Annotated in this window: 19 protein-coding genes and 1 rRNA gene; 10 read left to right on the forward strand and 10 right to left on the reverse strand. The window is 37.2% G+C overall.

What is annotated here, in order from left to right:
• Positions 1 to 156 precede the first annotated feature (156 nt).
• A 5S ribosomal RNA gene (gene rrf, locus A1D25_RS08715) occupies positions 157 to 272 on the forward strand.
• Between the two features lie 224 nt (positions 273 to 496).
• Here rrf and mobA read toward each other — a convergent pair.
• Entirely contained in the window at positions 497 to 1591 is a 1095-nt protein-coding gene (gene mobA / locus A1D25_RS08720; protein WP_157395299.1) for a molybdenum cofactor guanylyltransferase MobA, read from the reverse strand.
• Between the two features lie 80 nt (positions 1592 to 1671).
• On the opposite strand from mobA, the gene A1D25_RS08725 reads away from it, so the two are divergent.
• The 3 genes from A1D25_RS08725 (at position 1672) to hemH (ending at position 3737) form a co-directional block, all read left to right on the forward strand.
• The gene (locus A1D25_RS08725; RefSeq protein WP_157395300.1) at positions 1672 to 1941 is read left to right on the forward strand and encodes a DUF1040 family protein; all 270 of its coding nucleotides are present in this window, start codon (positions 1672 to 1674) and stop codon (positions 1939 to 1941) included.
• Positions 1942 to 1991: 50 nt separating this feature from the next.
• Positions 1992 to 2630 (forward strand): thiol:disulfide interchange protein DsbA, encoded by a 639-nt coding sequence (dsbA, locus tag A1D25_RS08730; RefSeq protein ID WP_157395301.1) that lies wholly within the window; start codon positions 1992 to 1994, stop codon positions 2628 to 2630.
• A 147-nt stretch (positions 2631 to 2777) separates the two neighbouring features.
• Complete coding sequence (gene hemH, locus A1D25_RS08735) at positions 2778 to 3737, forward strand: ferrochelatase (protein ID WP_157395302.1); 960 nt, start codon at positions 2778 to 2780, stop codon at positions 3735 to 3737.
• Between the two features lie 104 nt (positions 3738 to 3841).
• Here the strand turns inward: hemH and A1D25_RS08740 are convergent, their stop codons facing one another.
• The 8 genes from A1D25_RS08740 to cysT form a co-directional block, all read right to left on the reverse strand.
• Entirely contained in the window at positions 3842 to 4282 is a 441-nt protein-coding gene (locus A1D25_RS08740) for a ComEA family DNA-binding protein (RefSeq protein WP_157395303.1), read from the reverse strand.
• Between the two features lie 148 nt (positions 4283 to 4430).
• The gene (frdD, locus tag A1D25_RS08745) at positions 4431 to 4775 is read right to left on the reverse strand and encodes a fumarate reductase subunit FrdD (protein ID WP_157395304.1); all 345 of its coding nucleotides are present in this window, start codon (positions 4773 to 4775) and stop codon (positions 4431 to 4433) included.
• A 10-nt stretch (positions 4776 to 4785) separates the two neighbouring features.
• The gene (frdC, locus tag A1D25_RS08750) at positions 4786 to 5178 is read right to left on the reverse strand and encodes a fumarate reductase subunit FrdC (protein ID WP_157395305.1); all 393 of its coding nucleotides are present in this window, start codon (positions 5176 to 5178) and stop codon (positions 4786 to 4788) included.
• A 10-nt stretch (positions 5179 to 5188) separates the two neighbouring features.
• Complete coding sequence (locus A1D25_RS08755; protein WP_157395306.1) at positions 5189 to 5959, reverse strand: succinate dehydrogenase/fumarate reductase iron-sulfur subunit; 771 nt, start codon at positions 5957 to 5959, stop codon at positions 5189 to 5191.
• Positions 5960 to 5965: 6 nt separating this feature from the next.
• Positions 5966 to 7753, reverse strand: a complete 1788-nt coding sequence (gene frdA / locus A1D25_RS08760; RefSeq protein ID WP_157395307.1) for a fumarate reductase (quinol) flavoprotein subunit — start codon at positions 7751 to 7753, stop codon at positions 5966 to 5968.
• Positions 7754 to 7996: 243 nt separating this feature from the next.
• The gene (locus tag A1D25_RS11300; RefSeq protein WP_157395308.1) at positions 7997 to 9067 is read right to left on the reverse strand and encodes a sulfate/molybdate ABC transporter ATP-binding protein; all 1071 of its coding nucleotides are present in this window, start codon (positions 9065 to 9067) and stop codon (positions 7997 to 7999) included.
• A 1-nt stretch (position 9068) separates the two neighbouring features.
• On the reverse strand, positions 9069 to 9935 hold the full coding sequence (gene cysW / locus A1D25_RS08770; RefSeq protein WP_157395309.1) for a sulfate ABC transporter permease subunit CysW: 867 nt from the start codon (positions 9933 to 9935) through the stop codon (positions 9069 to 9071).
• Between the two features lie 18 nt (positions 9936 to 9953).
• Positions 9954 to 10784, reverse strand: coding sequence for a sulfate ABC transporter permease subunit CysT (cysT, locus tag A1D25_RS08775; protein WP_157395310.1), 831 nt, complete (start codon positions 10782 to 10784; stop codon positions 9954 to 9956).
• Positions 10785 to 11071: 287 nt separating this feature from the next.
• Here cysT and A1D25_RS08780 point away from each other — a divergent pair, with 287 nt between their 5' ends.
• The 5 genes from A1D25_RS08780 to A1D25_RS08800 all read left to right on the forward strand — a co-directional run bounded on the left by A1D25_RS08780 (position 11072) and on the right by A1D25_RS08800 (position 16763).
• Positions 11072 to 12064, forward strand: coding sequence for a sulfate ABC transporter substrate-binding protein (locus A1D25_RS08780; protein ID WP_157395311.1), 993 nt, complete (start codon positions 11072 to 11074; stop codon positions 12062 to 12064).
• The gene (cysG, locus tag A1D25_RS08785; RefSeq protein WP_157395312.1) at positions 12061 to 13524 is read left to right on the forward strand and encodes a siroheme synthase CysG; all 1464 of its coding nucleotides are present in this window, start codon (positions 12061 to 12063) and stop codon (positions 13522 to 13524) included. Before A1D25_RS08780 ends, cysG begins: the two co-directional genes overlap by 4 nt.
• 244 nt (positions 13525 to 13768) lie before the next feature.
• The gene (locus A1D25_RS08790) at positions 13769 to 14503 is read left to right on the forward strand and encodes a phosphoadenylyl-sulfate reductase (protein WP_157395346.1); all 735 of its coding nucleotides are present in this window, start codon (positions 13769 to 13771) and stop codon (positions 14501 to 14503) included.
• A gap of 11 nt (positions 14504 to 14514) precedes the next feature.
• Positions 14515 to 15435 carry a sulfate adenylyltransferase subunit CysD gene (gene cysD, locus A1D25_RS08795; protein ID WP_157395313.1) on the forward strand — a complete coding sequence of 307 codons (921 nt, stop codon included), beginning with the start codon at positions 14515 to 14517 and terminating at the stop codon, positions 15433 to 15435.
• 29 nt (positions 15436 to 15464) lie between these two features.
• Positions 15465 to 16763, forward strand: coding sequence for a sulfate adenylyltransferase subunit 1 (locus tag A1D25_RS08800; RefSeq protein ID WP_157395314.1), 1299 nt, complete (start codon positions 15465 to 15467; stop codon positions 16761 to 16763).
• A 61-nt stretch (positions 16764 to 16824) separates the two neighbouring features.
• Here A1D25_RS08800 and proS read toward each other — a convergent pair whose 3' ends face one another.
• Positions 16825 to 18540 carry a proline--tRNA ligase gene (gene proS, locus A1D25_RS08805; RefSeq protein WP_157395315.1) on the reverse strand — a complete coding sequence of 572 codons (1716 nt, stop codon included), beginning with the start codon at positions 18538 to 18540 and terminating at the stop codon, positions 16825 to 16827.
• Positions 18541 to 18896: 356 nt separating this feature from the next.
• On the opposite strand from proS, the gene acpP reads away from it, so the two are divergent.
• Positions 18897 to 19127 carry an acyl carrier protein gene (gene acpP / locus A1D25_RS08810; RefSeq protein WP_006249478.1) on the forward strand — a complete coding sequence of 77 codons (231 nt, stop codon included), beginning with the start codon at positions 18897 to 18899 and terminating at the stop codon, positions 19125 to 19127.
• Positions 19128 to 19297: the final 170 nt, after the last annotated feature.

Here is a 19297-nt window from a genome sequence, read left to right on the forward strand (position 1 = left end):
ACCTAAAGTGTTTTGGGTTGAGAGTGAAGGCTAAGAAGCTCAGAGACGAGAAATGAAGAGAATGCTCAGGTAACAGCTTGTTTATGATTTTGAAGAAAGAATGAAAAGAACGAGGCTAGAGATAGCTAAGAGATAAGATAGATAAAACAGGATTTTCCTGATGGACGTAGTGCTGTGGTCCCACCTGACTCCATACCGAACTCAGAAGTGAAACGCAGTAACGCCGATGGTAGTGTGGTGATTCGCCATGTGAGAGTAGGGCACCATCAGGGTATTATGAAAAGGAAACCGCAAGTTAGGGATAGCTTGCGGTTTTTTGCGTTTATTCATTGAGGTGGTGTAATAGGTGGTGTTGTCTATTACAGCTTATTTTCCTTATAAACATAAAGGATTAAGAAGTGCTTTATCTAGCTTAAAATATAATGGAGGATCCCGCACTCTTGTCCATTACACCCCTAAAGCTTGCTCTACAGTTTAATTTCTTGGTACATTTTTGCTATTTATGGCTCAAATAATCGCTAATAAATCTAGCAATCTGTTCTACATTATTGATATCCAATAGATTATCTCGTTCTATTGGGTAATCAGTAGCGGTGGCAATGGTGAAATCGTCCATTTCAGGTAGTGGTTTTTCTATGGTTTTACGATGTAATTGGATTTTAGGTAATTGCTCGTGTTTGAATCCTTCCACCAAAATCAGATCAAGCCCCTTATCTGCAAACTGTGCAACTAAGGTTTCAAAAGATGCCATTGTTTGTGTTTCTGTCATTAACGCCCAACGTTGCTCACAAGCAATCATTGTTGGATTTGCTCCGGCTTGGCGTAAGCGATAGCTATCTTTTCCTGCTTTATCAATATCAACATTATGATGGGAATGTTTAATTAACCCGACTTTCAACCCCTTTTCTGAAAGATGTGGGATCAGCTTTTCCAGCAACGTAGTTTTCCCTGTACCGCTATACCCTGTGATTGCCAAAATAGGCGTTTTGCAAAAATGAGGGGAAATCTGACCGCTTGCTAACTCTTCAGCACAATTAAAATTTTGGAATGACTCTGGCTGCTCAGAAAAATCAACAGCGACATAACGCTGTGAGTGGAAAAATTGCAATACTCTACGTTCACCACAAGCGAGATAACTTATTAGGCTGGGTAAAATAGAACGATGTATCAGGCAAAATGTAGGGTGAGCTCGTTCTCCATCGTGAGCGTAAGCAATTTGTGCTTGGTTAATGCGTAATGCAGTGGCGAGCTTTTGGCATAAATTATGCGGTACAAAAGGGCTATCACAAGGTACAAATAGCAAGTATTCACTTTCAATCTGCTCAAAGCCCGACAACATTCCACTCAATGGACCTTGGAAATTGTTTAATTTATCGGAATAGTGAGGAATGTTCGGGTATTTTTGAGCATATTCGTGGTGCAAGCGGTTTATATTCAAGAAAATTTTGCAAGTTTGGGGTTCAAGACGCTCAATAATATGGGAAATTAAGGCTTTGCCAGCAAAGTGTTGCAAACCTTTTTCTACGCCATTAAAACGGCGAGCAAGCCCCCCAGAAAGAATAACTGCTGTTATATTATTTATTTCTGCCATTTGTCGTCCTTTTTTTGCAAAATAGTGATGAAAAGTATATGATTTCCCCCAATTTTTCCACATTTTTTTAAGGTTTTAAGATGAAATGTAAACGTTTAGAAGAAGTCCTTGAATTATTAGGCGAACATTGGCGTAAAGAGCCAGATTTACACCTATTGGATCTACTCCACAAGATTGCTGAAGAAGTAGGTGAGTCAAACAATTTAGATGCGTTGCGAGATGAAGTACTCATTTATCAGCTTAAAATGCGTGGTAAAGATAAATCAGAAGTGATCCCTGGGCTTAAAAAAGATTATGAAGATGATTTTAAAACCGCATTATTAAAAGCTCGCGGAATTTTAAGTGAGTAATATTGTCCAACTCAACTCCATTTACTCGTGATATTTTATTAAGGTTATTTATGAAAAAATTAGTTTTAAAAACGGCATTTGTTGCACTTTCTGCACTTTTTACTTTAAATGCTAACGCAAATACGTCTGCTCCAGTGGCAAATAAAGAGTATATTCAAGTTAAAGAAACACCATCTGCACAGAAAGAAGTGTTAGAGTTTTTCTCATTTTATTGTCCGCACTGCTACGATTTTGAATTTCAGTATAAAATTCCATCTACCATTAAGGCTGGATTAGATAAAGATGTGGTATTTAAACAATATCACGTTGATTTCTTAGGTCGTCAGTCAGAAAGCCTAACAAGAGCGTGGGCATTGGCAATGGCACTTGGCGTGGAAGATAAGGTAAAAACTCCATTATTTGAAGCAGCACAGCAAGATAGCATTAAATCAATGGAGGACATTCGTGCTATTTTCTTAGCAAATGGTATTACTGCTGAACAGTTTGATGGCGGTATTAACAGCTTTGCAGTGAGTGGCTTAGTGAATAAACAAGCTCAAGCGCTTAAAGAGTTTAATGTGCGTGGCGTGCCAGCTTTTTATGTGAATGAGCAATATCAGTTAAATTTAGATGGTTTCTCAGATTCCCGTTCAACGTCTGAATTTGTACAACGCTACATTGACGCAGTGTTATTTTTGGTGAAAAAATAATATGGTTATATGGGGGTAATATTTATACTACACTCACAGTTTCGCAAGCGGTCTGTTTTAATTAAATTTTTGCAATAGCTAAAGGGGGCTTTTTCTGGTGGAATTTGCTTGCTACACTAGGCTATCTTATTCTTTTGGAGAATGTTAATGAACTCAAGCAAAATTGGTGTATTACTTGCCAACTTAGGTACGCCAGATGAACCTACTGCCCCTGCGGTAAAACGCTATTTAAAACAGTTTTTAAGCGACCCGCGTGTAATTGATTTACCCCGTTGGAAATGGTTGCCCATTTTAAACTTTATGGTGTTGCCAAAACGCTCGCCTAAAGTGGCTCACGCCTATCAATCTATTTGGACGGAAAACGGCTCCCCCCTATTGGCAATTTCTCGTCAGCAACAGCACATTATTCAGAAATATTTTGATGTAAAAGGCAAAAATATCGTGATGGAACTGGGAATGAGCTACGGTAATCCAAGTATGCAAAGTGCGGTAGATAGCCTAATTGCTCAAGGCGTGGAGAAAATTATTGTGTTACCCCTTTACCCACAATATAGCTCAACTACCACTGCTTCAGTGTTTGATGCGTTTGCCAATGCCTTGACTTCACATAAAAAGGTTGTGCCTTTTGAGTTTATTCATAGCTACCACAACAACCCCCACTATATTCAAGCCTTAGCAAATAGCATTGAATTAGCTGATGATGAATTACTGTTGTTCTCTTTTCACGGTATTCCCAAACGTTATGAAACCGAAGGGGATTTTTACGCATCACATTGCCGAGAAACCGCCAAACTCGTGGCAGAAAAACTGGGTTTAACCGAAAAACAGTGGTTTTTATCGTTTCAATCTCGTTTCGGCGATGAAGAGTGGCTACAACCCTACACTGATGAAACCTTAGTAAATTTCCCAAGCCAAAATGTGAAAAAAGTTGCGGTAATTTGTGCAGGTTTTTCGGCTGATTGCCTTGAAACCTTAGAAGAAATCGCAGAAGAAAATCGTGAAAACTTTGAAAACGCAGGTGGCGAAAGCTATCGCTACATTCCTGCGCTTAATGCAAATGCCGATCATATTCAAGCGTTGGTGAAATTGATTGAAGATAAGCTATAATTTTATTAGGTGTAATGGAAATGGTTGCTAATAACACTGTGTGAAAGTAATTATTGGGTGTAATGGATAAAATCATTAAAGATATTTCCATTACACCCAATAAATCAGAAACGAATAAATCCGTTTAATTTTTCTAAAGTACTTTCACCAATTCCTGATACTTTTGATAGCTCAGCCATATTTTTGATTTTTCCGTTTTGTTTACGGTATTCAACAATCGCTTTGGCTTTAGCTTCACCAATTCCATCTAATGTTTGTAATGTTTTCTCATCAGCAGTATTAATGTTCACTTTAGCTGCCTTTTTGACACTATTTTTAGTAGAAGTTACCGCTTCTTTTGCGTTAGCTACTTTTGTTTCAGCACTCTGTTTTACTGCTGAAGTTTTTTCTGTTACCGCTGATTTTGCAGAATCTTTCGCTGATGTTACCGCTTGGTTGGTTGCACTCTCTTTAATTGCTGTCATAGGATTGGTTGTTTCCGCAAATGTAGTAGAAGAAACAGCGATCGCAATACCAAGTGCAACTAACGATTTTAATGATTTCATTGAAGAATCCTTATAAAAATAAATAATGTTTATACTAGGAAAAGCCTAGAGCCGAGCATAGGACATATAGTTAAAATTAAAGTTCCAGAAAATAAAAAAGGCTATCCTTTATGAAAAGAATAGCCTTAAATTCTTATTTAATCAAAAACTATAAATTGATTACAGCAAAGAATACAAGCACGCTATAAAGGGCTGATAATCCGTAGAAAATCCAAGCACCAGCAGGAACGTGTACTTTAAAATCGTGTAATCCTAAATGGATACGGTGCATACCACACCACATTGGGAAGATTAGAAATGCTAAGATGGCTAATTTTCCGATCCAAGTATGGGCAAATGCAATAATATTATCTGGTGTGATAATCCCAAACGGTAATAAAAAACCGAGAATTAGCACTAACACAGGGAAAAAGATCGCACTAATTGCACCACCAGCACCGAATAATAACCATACTGCTGGTTCATTCGAACGTTTTGGGTTAAGTTTATCCATTTTATTCCCCTTATACTAAAATTAAAGCAAGTAAGCTCACAAATGCGGTTATTCCCCAAAAAGCTCGAGAAACTAAGGTAACATTGATGCGTTCATTTTTCACAATCACGTTCATCATTTGTGGTGCCATACCAAAGAAAGTAAAGCTATTTAATAATACCGCCCCTAAGGTAATAATATTTAGAATAACTACCACTGGGTTTTGTAAAAAGCCTACGAAATCAGTTGCAAAAGTGCCTTTACCTAAAGAAACTAATCCGTAGAGTAAAACTAAGCAGAACCAAACGGTTGGTACTGACGTACTTTCACGCAAAACATAGAATTTGTAAAAATCTAACTTTTTCCACCACGTTGGTTTAATTTCACGCACATATTTTTTGCGTTTACTGGCTGTTGTTGTCATCTTACTCTCCTTACTTCTGCGGTTTTAACATTGCAAATACATAGTCTTTCGCACTTTCAATCTTGCCTTGGTTTACGGCAGATGCTGGTCCAACGTGTTTTGGACAAACTTCTGAACAGTAACCCACGAAAGTACAACTCCAAACACCATTTTTGCCGTTTAGAATTTTCATACGTTCCGCTTTACCATTATCACGGTTATCTAAATTATAACGGTGAGCAAGAGTTAGTGCGGCAGGACCAACAAATTCAGGGTTTAGACCAAATTGTGGACAAGCTGCATAGCATAAACCACAGTTAATACACATTGAGAATGTACGATATTTCTCCAACTGTGCTGGAGTTTGTTTTGTACGACTTTTCGCTAATTCTGCTGATGGGTGTGGTTTGCCATCTAACTCTGGTGCTTTATTATCAATGATATATGGCTTGATAGATTCCAGACTTTCAATAAAGTGGCTTAAATCAACCACTAAATCACGTTCAATCGGGAAGTTTGCAAGCGGTTCAATTCGCATATAACCACTATAATCACGTAAGAATGTCTTACAAGCTAATTTTGGCTTGCCATTTACCATCATACCGCAAGAGCCACAGATCGCCATACGGCAAGACCAACGATAAGATAGCTCTGGCTCTAATTCATCTTTAATATAGCCAAGTGCATCAAGTAATGAAGTTTGGCTATCGTAAGGTACTTCATATTTGGCTAAGAATGGTTCGTTATCTTGTTCAGGGTTATAACGAAGCACTTCGACTGTCATTTTACTTTGGTTAGTCATCTTCTGTTACTCCTTGTTTGCTGCCGCTTTTTCTTGTGCTTCTGCTTCCGCACCATACACACGTTTTGCAGGTTGTGATTTGGTAATTTTCACATCGCTATATTTGATCGTTGGTGCACCATCTGCATTGTAGAATGCTTGAGTGTGTTTTAAGTAATTTACATCATCACGTTCTACATAGTCTAAACGTTGGTGAGCACCACGAGATTCTTTACGTTCAACTGCTGATGATGAAATAGATTGAGCAACATCAAGAATGTATCCCAACTCAATTTTATAGAGTAAATCAGTATTAAATACACTTGAAGTGTCTTTTACTTTAATACGTTTATAACGTTCTTTTAACTCTGCAATTTTAGCGACTGTTTTTTCCATACTCTCTTGTGTACGATAAATACCACAGCCTTCTTCCATTGAATCACCCATTTCATTACGAATTTGTGACCAAGATTCTTCGCCTTCTTGACGAGCTAATGCATAAACACGCTCTAACACGTCTTGAGCTTGTGCATCAATGACTGCTTGATTGCGTGGGCTAGCTTCCACTGCACGTTGAGCTGCCATCTCACCTGCAACTTTACCGAACACGACTAATTCAGCTAATGAGTTTGAACCTAAACGGTTTGCTCCGTGCAAGCCTGATGATGCACACTCACCCACCGCAAATAAGCCTTTAATGCAGGTTTCTGCTTGTTGATCAACTTCAATACCACCCATTGTATAGTGAACAACTGGACGAACAGGGATTGGAGCTTTAGCTGGATCTACGCCCTCATAAGCTTTTGCTAATTCACAAATAAATGGTAAACGTTCGTGTAAGTATTTTTCGCCTAAATGACGTAGGTCTAAATGTACAACATCAACACCTTTTGCTGTTTTTAATGTATTACCTTTACGCCATTCTTGCCAGAATGCTTGCGAAACTTTGTCACGCGGACCTAATTCCATATATTTATTTTCTGGCTTACCGATTGGTGTTTCTGGCCCTAAACCGTAATCTTGTAAATAACGATAACCATCTTTATTCACTAAGATACCGCCTTCACCACGGCAACCTTCTGTCATCAAAATACCTGTGTTTGGTAGGCCTGTTGGGTGATACTGTACAAATTCCATATCACGCAATGGCACACCGTGGCGATAAGCCATTGATAAACCATCACCCGTTACAATACCGCCATTGGTATTGAAACGATATGCTCGGCAACCACCACCGGTGGCAATGACAACTGCGTTTGCATTGATTTGTACGAAAGTTCCTTCCATCATATTCATTGCAACACAGCCACGAGCGTGACCATCATCAACTAAAATATCTACCACAAAATGCTCATCAAAACGAATAATCTGCGGGTATTTAATTGAAGTTTGGAAAAGGGTATGTAATAAGTGGAAACCTGTTTTATCGGCTGCAAACCAAGTACGTTCGATTTTCATACCACCGAAACGGCGTACGTTTACATCACCGTCTTCTTTACGACTCCAAGGACAACCCCAACGCTCAAGTTGAGTCATTTCAACTGGAGAATGCTCTACGAAGTACTCTACTACATCTTGTTCGCATAACCAGTCGCCACCACCTACGGTATCGTGGAAGTGTTTATCATAAGAGTCAGTTTCTTTGACTACCGCAGCCGCTCCTCCTTCTGCCGCAACAGTATGGCTACGCATTGGATAAACTTTTGAAATTAAAGCTATTTTTAGATTTGGATTCGCTTCCGCAGCTGCAATTGCAGCTCGTAAACCGCCACCACCAGCGCCCACAATGGCAACATCAACATTGATAGTTTGCACAATTTCCTCCTTGGGAATATAAATACATCAACTGAAATTTGTAGGTATTTTGCCATTATTTCTTATGGTTTATAACCACTTTTTACAATTTATTAACATAAAAAAAGTAGTTTTGTGATCTACCTCAAAAAACAGATCAAACCATTTCAATGTATTGATAATCGCTCTTATTAAGTATGTGATTTTATAAGAAATTTCATTGAATCAACGGCATTTTTTCACTCTTTTCCAATATGCTGTTGGTTACACATTCAAATGTTGGAATAAACTTAAATTATCAGGAATTAAAAAGACTTCTTCGTTAATCTGATAATTACCACGTTGAAAAGCATCTTTAGTTAAAAGCACTTCAATCGGATCTTCAGATTGTTCGCTATGAATTTCAATACGAGTTAAAAAACCGATAGAGTGAATATGACTAATTTTCCCTTTCGCTAACGCATTTTCAGCTGAACGTGATAATGTAAGTTCATAAGGTCTTACATAGGCAGTGATATTTCCACTATTCGCTTTCTCACTGGAATGATCCGCTAATTTATGAGCAAACTCCCCCACCACTAAGTTATTTTCTTCAACATACCCTTGGAATTTATTGGTATCACCGACAAACCCGCTGACAAATTCAGTTTGCGGTGCATAATAAATATTCTGTGGAATATCCACTTGCTCTATTTTGCCGTGATTGATAACAACAATTCGGTCGGAGACTTCTAATGCTTCTTCCTGATCGTGAGTAACGAAAATCGAAGTAATATTTAGCTCTTTATGTAACGTTTTCAGCCAACGACGTAAGGTTTTACGCACTTGTGCATCTAAAGCACCAAAAGGTTCATCTAACAATAACACTTCTGGCTTAACAGCTAATGCTCGTGCAAGAGCAACTCGCTGTCTTTGCCCGCCTGAGAGTTGATCAGGGAAGGAATGAGCTAGGTGTTCTAACTTAACTAGTTTTAATAATTCCATCACCCGTTGCAAAATTTCTTGCTTATTTAACCGCTTACTACGGGGCTGTACATTCAACCCAAAGGCGACATTGTCAAAAATGGTCATATGGCGAAAGAGTGCGTAGTGCTGAAATACAAATCCAACTTTTCGTTCAGCCGCATTCAAATGAGTAACATCTTTGCCAGAGAAAAAGATCTTTCCCGTATCGCTGGTATCTAAACCAGCAATTATCCGCAGTAATGATGTTTTTCCACAACCACTAGGGCCTAATAAAGAGATTAACTCGCCTTTTTCTAATGATAAATTGATGTTATGTAGGGCTTGATATTTTCCAAAATGTTTATTTAAGTTTTCAATAACAACAGACATCTTAAACTCCTTCATTTATATAATCACTTTGCGGTTGAATATTCTTATGTTTTTGTTTCTGCATATATTCAATTAAGTTTTGTAATAACAATGTTGAAATAGCAATTAAAGCAAGTAAACTGGCACAGGCAAAAGCGGCTGTAAATTGATATTCGTTATATAAAATCTCTACGTGAAGTGGAATAGTATTTGTTTGATTACGAATATGACCTGAAACGACACTAACAGCCCCAAATTCTCCGATTGTTCGAGCATTTGCTAAAATAATGCCGTATAAAAGCGGCCATTTTATTTTAGGCAATGTTACTTTAAATAGAATATGCCAAAAATTAGCCCCTAAAGTTAATGCGACTTGTTCTTCGCTATTACCTAAATTTTTCATTGCGGGTAATAATGATTTCACCACAATCGGGAAGGTAACAAATAAAGTCGCAATAATAATTCCAGGTAATGCAAATATAATTTCTAAATTAAGCGCATCAAGCACATCACCAAATAGCCCATCAATGCCAAACAGTAAAATTAACATTAATCCTGCAACAACAGGAGAAACTGTTAAAGGTAAATCAATAAAGGTAAGTATGATCTTTTTTCCTTTAAATTCAAAATTAGCTAATAGCCACGCCATCATTACACCAAAAAATAAATTTAATGGTAGAGAAATAATAGCAACAATTAACGTTAATTTAATCGCATTTATCGCTTCTGTTTGATACAGTGCATTGGAAAAATTATCCCAACCAGATTTTAGTGCTTCATAAAAAATTGCACCTAATGGAATAATCAATAATATTGTTAAGAAAACAACTGTAATAGAAATCAATAGATATTTAGCCAAATAATGATTAGATCGATTTATAGTATTCATTTTATTCTCCTTTGCTTATTATTTTGTAATATGACGGCTAAAATAACCTTCAATGAAGTTAATCGCTAACAATACTAAAAATGAGAGTAACAACATTAAAAAAGCAATAGCAGATGCACCTTGAATATCATAAATATCTAATTTAGACATAATAATCAGCGGCGTAATTTCAGATACAAGGGGAATATTACCGGCAATAAAAATAACTGAACCATACTCACTTAATGCTCTAGCAAACCCCATTCCTGCTCCACTAATAATAGCTGGATATAAAGTAGGTAAAATAACTTTATATAAAATGGTAAATTTACTAGCACCTAAGATTGAAGCTGCTTCTTCTAAAGATGGATCAAGATCTTTTAATACAGGTTGAATAGCTCTCACTGTAAAAGGAAAACTCACAAAAATTAATGCAATGAGAATACCCACTGGTGTGAAGGCAATTTTTATATCAAATTGATGAAAAAACTGCCCAAATAATCCATTAGGTGCATATAGCGTAGCAAGAACAATTCCTGCTACTGCTGTTGGTAAAGCAAAAGGTAAATCAATTAAAGCATTAAGAATATTTTTTCCTTTAAATTCATATCGCACTAACACCCAAGCAGTAATTGTGCCGAAAATGATGTTAATGAGAGCTGAAATAAATGCGAGTTTAAAAGATAATAAAATAGAATAAATAACCCTTTTATTCGTAACTGTTTCCCAAATACTCTGCCATTCTAATTGTATTGTTGTTAGAAATAACATAATAAATGGTAGAATAACCATTGAAATAATCCAAAAAGATGTGATCCCTAAACTTAACCTAAATGCAGGTAAGGTTTTTCTTGTGGAAAATAACCCCATTTTTCCCCCTTATAATGTTTCATTCAACTCATAATAAATAAAAGTGTTCTAATTACACTATCGCTAAATTTATTTTATAGAGAAAGAACAGAATTATTTCAGATATAACTTAAAGATCTAAAAACACAAGATTGTTGATAATAATTATCATCTTGCTATTTCAAAAGAATATATAAGGCTTATCTTTAGGGCGTTATTCCAAAATTTTCTAACGTATATTCCCTTATTATTTTTCATCAAAATCATTCTTGCGTATAAATATTACGAAAAACATTCAGGGGGATAAAATGAAAAGGATATTATTGATATTTCTATTTGGTATATCGTCATTATCAATCGGTATAAAAAATGCAGAAGCAAAAGAACAAATGCTATTAGTTGCCTACGATGTTATTCGTGATTACTACAAACAATATTTACCGATTTATATTAACCAACACGGTAACTTAAATGTTGGACTCTCTTTTGGTGGAGCAAGTAAACAAGCAATAGCAGTTCAAAATGGATTGCCTGCAGATGTTGTTACACTAAATCAACGTAATGATATTGAATTATTGGTTAAAAATGGTTGGGTTTCTCCTGATTGGCAACAAAAATATCCCAACAATGCAGTGCCTTTTTATACCACTATTGTGTTATTAGTTAGAAAAGGTAATCCAAAACAAATTCGAGATTGGGATGATCTTGCAAAAGATGGGGTGAAAGTCGTTTTCGCAAATCCCAAAACATCAGGAAATGGACGATATGCTTATCTCTCACTGTTTGGCTTTGCTCGTAAACACTATGCTGATGAACAACAAGGCAACGTATTTTTGCAAAAAGTTCTACAAAACGTACCGCTTTTCGATGCAGGAGCAAGAGCCGCAACCATTACATTTGTACAGCGTGAAATAGGCGATGTGTTGATTGCACCTGAAAATGAAGCTAGCTTAGCTGCAAAAGCGTTAGGGGAAGATAAATTTGAAGTCATTTACCCCAGTTATAGTGCTGCAGCAGAAGTGCTGGTCGCAGAAGTGGATAAAAATACTAGAAAACATAAAAACCAGAATCTAACGCAAGATTTCATTGCATCATTATGGCAAGAAACGGCACAGCAAGTCGCTGCCGAAAATTATTTTAGACCGACTCATCCATCTGTATTAAAAACATTCGCACAGCGTTTTCCAGAAGTTGAAACCTTTAATGTGAATGAATTATTTGGAGATTGGAAACAGATTACTAAACAGCATTTTGCTGATGGGGCATTATTCGATCAGTTGTATTTGGGAGAAAAAAAATGAATTACCTACCTATTTTTGTCGATGTAAAACAGCGTCCAGTGCTTGTTGTGGGCGGTGGACATATCGCATTGCGTAAAATTACCGCACTATTAAAAGCTCAAGCTAAAGTTCGTATCGTAGCAGAAAAACTGCATAAAGAACTGCAACAATTACTAGCAGAAGAAAAAGTAGAATGGATTGCGAAACAGTTTGAGCCATCGCAAGTTAGTCAAGCTTATTTAATTATTGCTGCAACCGATGATGCAGAATTAAATCAATTCGTTTTTAACAGTGCAGAAGCTCAACAACGTTTAGTAAATGTGGTAGATGACCAGCCTCATTGTAGCTATATTTTTCCATCTATTGTTGATCGTTCACCTATCCAAATTGCGATCTCTAGTGGTGGTGCATCGCCTGTATTAATTCGCTTACTCAGAGAAAAATTAGAAGCCTTAATTCCACATAATATCGGAGCAATGTCAGATATTGCAGCGCGTTGGCGTAATGTCGTCAAAGAAAAATTTGCCGATTTAACACAACGTCGTCGTTTTTGGGAAAAATTATTTACCCATCAAACCTTCCAACGTCTAACTGAAAATCATCAAATTGAACAAGCCGAATTATTTTTACATCGAGAGCTTGAACAAGATAATCCAATTATTGGTGAAGTGTCGTTAGTCGGTGCAGGCCCTGGTGATGCAGGTTTATTGACTTTAAAGGGCTTACAATCTATCCAGCAAGCTGATGTTGTGTTATATGATGCCCTAGTATCAGATGCTATTTTAGAATTAGTCCGCCGTGATGCAGATAAAGTCTTTGTAGGTAAAAGGGCAGGTAACCATAGTGTATTACAGGAAGAAACTAACCAACTATTAGTTAAATATGCCAAACAAGGCAAACGAGTTGTACGCTTAAAAGGTGGTGATCCATTTGTATTCGGACGTGGAGGGGAAGAATTGGAAGTTTTAAAATCAGAGAATATTCCTTACTCTGTTGTACCAGGAATTACTGCCGCATTAGGAGCAACCGCCTACGCAGGTATTCCTTTAACTCATCGAGATCATTCCCAAACAGCACTCTTTATCACAGGACATCAGAAACCTGATGGAAATAAGCTCAAGTGGGAAACCTTAGCTCAAGGTAATCAAACTTTAGTGGTATATATGGGAACAATTAAAGCTCGTGAATTAAGCGAGAAACTACAACGTTATGGACGAGCAAAAGACACACCTGTCGCTGTCGTGAGTAATGGAACGCTACCAAATCAAACAGTAAGAACAGGCGTATTAGAAAATTTAGCAGAGCTTGCCGAACAGGCTGAAACACCAGCTCTCATTGTCATTGGCGAAGTGGTTAAACTACACAATAAACTTGCTTGGTTTGGTAAACAAGAAGGGCAATTTATTTCTACACACGATACGTTATGGAAACAACATTCCCAATATATAGCACCAGTTGAAGAGCTACAATTAGCATCATAAGTTAAATATACCAACTGTGGGGTTAATATCACACATTAGCCCAATTTCACAATCTATTCCTTATTTTTCCATTCTATATCAATAAATTCTAAAAATTTCCTAATACTATATTTTAATCATTTGAGAATAGTTCTCTTTTGAATAAATATATTCCTAGCGGTTCTAAACTATATTCTCTTATTATTTTTCATTCTGTAATTCATCAGCTATAAATAAGATATTGTTATTTATTGGGGGATAGATGATGAGTTTTATTCGACCAAAACTTTGGGAAATTCCACAGCCGAATGAAGTTATTCTAAAAAGTGTCGAGTGCTTACGAGAAACCTTATTTGAACGTTTAAGAGAAATTGCTAGCCAACACACGCAAATTAAATTTGCCAATAGCTTAGCCGTAGAAGATATGGTGATTACTGATGCTATTGTACAAAGCGGGGTAGATATTGAAATATTCACGTTAGAAACAGGCAAGCTAAATAATGAAACATTAGCACTCACAGATGAAATAAGACGTTTTTATCCTGAGCTGACGTTGCAGTTTTATTATCCAGAGCGAGAAAGTGCGGAACAATATCAACAAGAATTTGGCAAATATGCTTTTTATGACAGCGTAGAATTACGTCGCAAATGTTGTTTTATCCGTAAAATCGAACCGCTTAATCGTGCATTAAAAGGGGCAGATGCTTGGCTTACAGGACAAAGACGAGAACAGTCCGTTACTCGAACAGAGCTTGAATTTCACGAATATGATACTAGTCGCCAAATGGACAAATACAACCCGATTTTTGATTGGTCAGAACAAGATGTGTGGGCGTATATTTTAAAATATGGCATTCCATATAACGCCTTATATAAACAAGGTTTCCCAAGTATTGGTTGTGAGCCTTGTACCCGCCCTGTTAAAGCGGAAGAGGATATTCGAGCTGGACGTTGGTGGTGGGAAAATAAAGATAGTAAAGAATGCGGTTTACATAAATAGGGGGAATGAAAATGACGCAACAGTTACAAAATCGCCATTTAGATTGGTTAGAAGCGGAGTCGATTTATATTATTCGAGAAGTTATTGCAGAATGTCAAAATCCTGCATTGCTTTTTTCTGGCGGTAAAGATTCCGTTGTTCTTTTAGCGTTGGCTTGTAAAGCATTTAAGTTAGAAGGACGAAAATTGTCCCTCCCTTTTCCGCTCGTCCATATTGATACGGGGCATAATTACCCTGAAGTCATTCAATTTCGAGATGAATTAGTCAAAAAGCTAAACGCTAAATTAGTTGTCGGAAAAGTAGAAGATTCCATTGAAAAAGGCACAGTGGTATTACGCAAAGAAACAGATTCTCGTAATGCAGCACAAGCGGTAACTTTATTAGAAACTATTGCAGAATATGGCTTTGATGCTTTAATGGGCGGAGCAAGACGTGATGAAGAAAAAGCACGAGCGAAGGAGCGAATTTTCTCTTTTCGTGATGAATTTGGACAATGGGATCCAAAAGCTCAACGGCCTGAATTATGGTCGCTATATAACGCCAAATTACATAAAGGCGAAAATATGCGAGTATTCCCTATTTCAAACTGGACGGAACTAGATATTTGGCAATATATTGCCCGAGAAGGTTTAGCTCTTCCATCAATTTATTATGCTCATCAACGAGAAGTTGTAAAACGCAAAGGATTACTTGTCCCTGTTACGCCATTAACACCGAAACTACCGAATGAAGAAAGTGAAATTTTATCTGTTCGCTTTAGAACAGTCGGTGATATTAGTTGTACTTGCCCTGTTGCCAGTGATGCAAAAGATCCACTGGATATTATTAAAGAAACCGCAGTGGCGGAAATTTCAGAACGCAGTGCCACTCGAATGGATGATCAAGTGAGTGAAGCAGCGATGGAACAGCGTAAAAAACAGGGTTATTTTTAATTTGACGGATACGATAAAAGGACAAATTTATGAGTAATTTAAATCAATATGCACCACTTCGCTTTATTACTGCTGGCAGTGTTGATGATGGAAAAAGTACGTTAATTGGGCGTTTATTATACGATAGCAAAGCATTATTAAGTGATCAGTTACTAAGTTTAAATAAATCTAAAAATAACGGTGAAGTGATTGATTTTTCAATTTTAACGGACGGTTTAGAAGCGGAAAGAGAGCAAGGCATTACCATTGATGTTGCATACCGCTATTTCTCTACGGCAAAACGCAAATTTATCATTGCAGATACCCCAGGACACGAACAATACACGCGAAATATGGTAACGGGAGCATCAACAGCACACGCTGCCATTATTTTAATTGACGCATCACAGCTTGACTTTACAACTGAGCAGTTAGCACTACTACCACAAACCAAACGCCATTCGATTATTCTCAAACAGTTAAATTGCCAACATATTATTGTTGCGATTAACAAAATGGATTTGCTTGAGTTTAGCCAAGAAAAATTTGAACGTATTGTGCAATCTTACCGCCAATTCGCTCAACAGATTGGCTTAGAACATATTTATTTTGTACCTGTATCTGCTTTACAAGGTGATAACATCGTTCATTCCAGTGAAAGAACAACTTGGTATCAAGGCGAACCATTGCTTGCCATTTTAGAAAATTTACCGAGTGATGATAACTTATCCGAAACCTATGCAGATTTTCACTTCCCTGTTCAATTAGTTAGCCGATTAGATAGCGATAAACAAGATGATTTTCGTGGTTATCAAGGGCGAATTGAAGCGGGGGGTATTAAAGTTGGTGATAAGGTCAGAATAGAACCTGCAGGTTATTATTCTACGATAAAAGAAATTATTAGCCCGAACGGTATTGTTGAGCAAGCTAAAGTAGGGGAACAAGTTACTCTTCGTTTAAACGATGATATTGATGTTTCTCGTGGAGATAGTTTTGTTGCAGAGCATTCCACTATTCATACAGCAAAACGTATTCACGCAACAATTTGCTGGTTTGATCAACGTCCGTTGAATACAGCTCGTAAATATTTGCTTAAACACACAACTCAAACTGTTTTTGCAAAAGTAAATGAAATTAGCCATATTTTAGATGTACAAACGTTAAGTAAATTTGAAAATGCCGATGTACTAAAATTAAATGATATTGGCGAAGTCAAATTAACCTTACAAAAACCGATTGTTTGTACCCCTTATCAACAAAATATAGCCACTGGCTCTTTTATTTTAATTGATGAAGCAACGTATCATACTGTTGCAGCAGGAATGATTTTAGAGATTGAAGACGAATAAAAATAGAGGGTGTAATGGACGAAATAGTTGCTGATTTACCCATTACACCCTTTTATTTAGATTAGGCTTTAATTTGTGAGCGCAAGAAATCTAATAATTGATCTTTGTTAATCATCTGTTTTTCACCTGTACGGCGATTTTTATATTCAATTTCACCGTTTTCTAGGTTTTTCTCACCAATAACAACCATATGTGGTACGCCAATCAATTCCATATCGGCAAACATCACCCCTGGGCGTTCTTTACGATCATCAAAAATAACATCGACACCTTGTGTGCGTAGTGTTTTATAAAGATCTTCCGCAAAAGTTTGGACTTTTTCTGATTTATGCATATTCATCGGAACAACCGCTACGGTGAAAGGCGCAATTGCATCTGTTGGCCAAATAATACCGCGTTCATCGTGATGTTGTTCAATAGCTGCCGCCACAACACGAGTTACCCCGATACCATAACAACCCATAATCATCGTTTGTGGGCGTCCATCTTCGCCTTGTACAGTGGCTTTCATTGCTTCTGAATATTTTGTGCCAAGTTGGAAGATATGCCCCACTTCAATACCACGCTTGATGAGTAATGTCCCTTTGCCATCTGGGCTTGGATCACCTTCTACAACATTACGTAAATCGGCTACTTTTGGTAAGGCGACATCACGTTCCCAGTTGATGTTGAAATAGTGTTTTCCGTCAATATTCGCCCCTGCACTAAAATCATTCATAATGGCAACACTTCTATCAATAATCACTGGAATATTAAGATTGACAGGGCCTAACGAGCCAACACCAGCACCGATTTTAGCTTTGATTTCTGCTTCGTCAGCAAACTCAAAGGGTTCTGCAACTTCTGCTAATTTTTCTGCTTTAATTTCATTCAAATCGTGATCGCCACGAATGACTAATGCAACTAATGGATTTTCTTCACTTACCCCTTTTACAATCAGCGTTTTCACCGTTTTTTCGATAGGTAAATTAAACTGTTCAACTAATTCATTGATCGTTTTTGCATTTGGTGTATCCACTAATTGCAACTCAGCAGTTGGAGCTTGGCGTTCGCCAACAGCGATAGCTTCTGCCAGTTCAATGTTAGCCGCATAATCAGATTCTGTTGAGAATACCACATCATCTTCACCGCTTGCCGCTAATACTTGGAATTCGTGAGATGCTGATCCTCCGATTGAACCTGTATCCGCAGCAACAGGGCGGAAATCTAAACCTAAACGCGTAAAAATGTTGCTATATGTTTGGTGCATTACATCATAGGTTTCTTGTAATGATTCTTTGGTCGTGTGGAAAGAATAAGCATCTTTCATCAAAAATTCACGTCCACGCATTACTCCAAAACGCGGGCGAACTTCATCGCGGAATTTGGTTTGGATTTGATATAAATTGAGTGGTAACTGTTTATAAGAACTCACTTCACGACGAACTAAATCGGTAATAACTTCTTCGTGTGTTGGGCCTAATACAAACGGGCGATCACCACGATCTTTAAAACGTAGTAGTTCAGGACCATAATCTTCCCAACGTTCTGATTCGATCCACAAGTCCGCAGGTTGTACCACAGGCATTTCAACTTCTAATGCCCCACTTTTATTCATCTCTTCACGAATAATATTTTCAACTTTCTTTAATACACGCAAACCCGTTGGAAGCCAGTTATATAAACCTGATGCAAGCGGGCGGATCATTCCTGCTCGAAGCATTAGCTGATGACTAACGACTTGAGCATCATTTGGTGTTTCTTTGAGTGTAGAAAATAAATATTGGCTGGTACGCATTGTTTTATCCTATCTTTATAATTTTTAAATATGAAAATTTTGCTATTGTAGAGCTCAAGAGCCATTCAGGAAAGCATAAGCGGTAAGATTTTTGCAAAAATTTGCAAAATTTCTTAAAAATTCGACCGCTTGTTTGATGAAATTCAATCTCAGGCTAAAATCGGCTATGGATAAACCCTATTCATAATGTTAGAATTCACCTCGCTTTTTGCTTTATAAAAGCAAAACAATCGGTTCAAGTGTATAAGAAAACTCAAGGCTGGTTTGACTTCTCATAAAAAGGTTGAATTTATGCGAATTTTCTTTACACTATACAACTCTCGCACTTAAGCGAATTCACAAATAGGAAACACAAAATGAGCATTGAAGAACGCGTAAAAAAAATCATCGTTGATCAACTTGGCGCAAAAGCAGAAGATGTTAAACCTGAAGCTTCTTTCATCGAAGATTTAGGCGCAGACTCTCTTGATACAGTAGAGTTAGTGATGGCTTTAGAAGAAGAATTCGATATCGAAATTCCTGATGAAGAAGCAGAAAAAATCACAACTGTACAATCTGCGATTGATTACGTTCAAAACAATCAATAAGATTTGTTCTTGAGAGGCGACATTTAGTCGCCTTTTTATTTAGTTAGCTGACTATCACGCCCTTCTATCCGTTATATCCTATCTAGCTTTAATTTAACCTTTGTAATTTTACATACATCATTGAACCTGAATAAGTTTTGTCTTATTCACAAATTTAATCATAAACAAAC

The organism is Ursidibacter arcticus (assembly GCF_009761375.1).
Lineage (GTDB): Bacteria > Pseudomonadota > Gammaproteobacteria > Enterobacterales > Pasteurellaceae > Ursidibacter > Ursidibacter arcticus.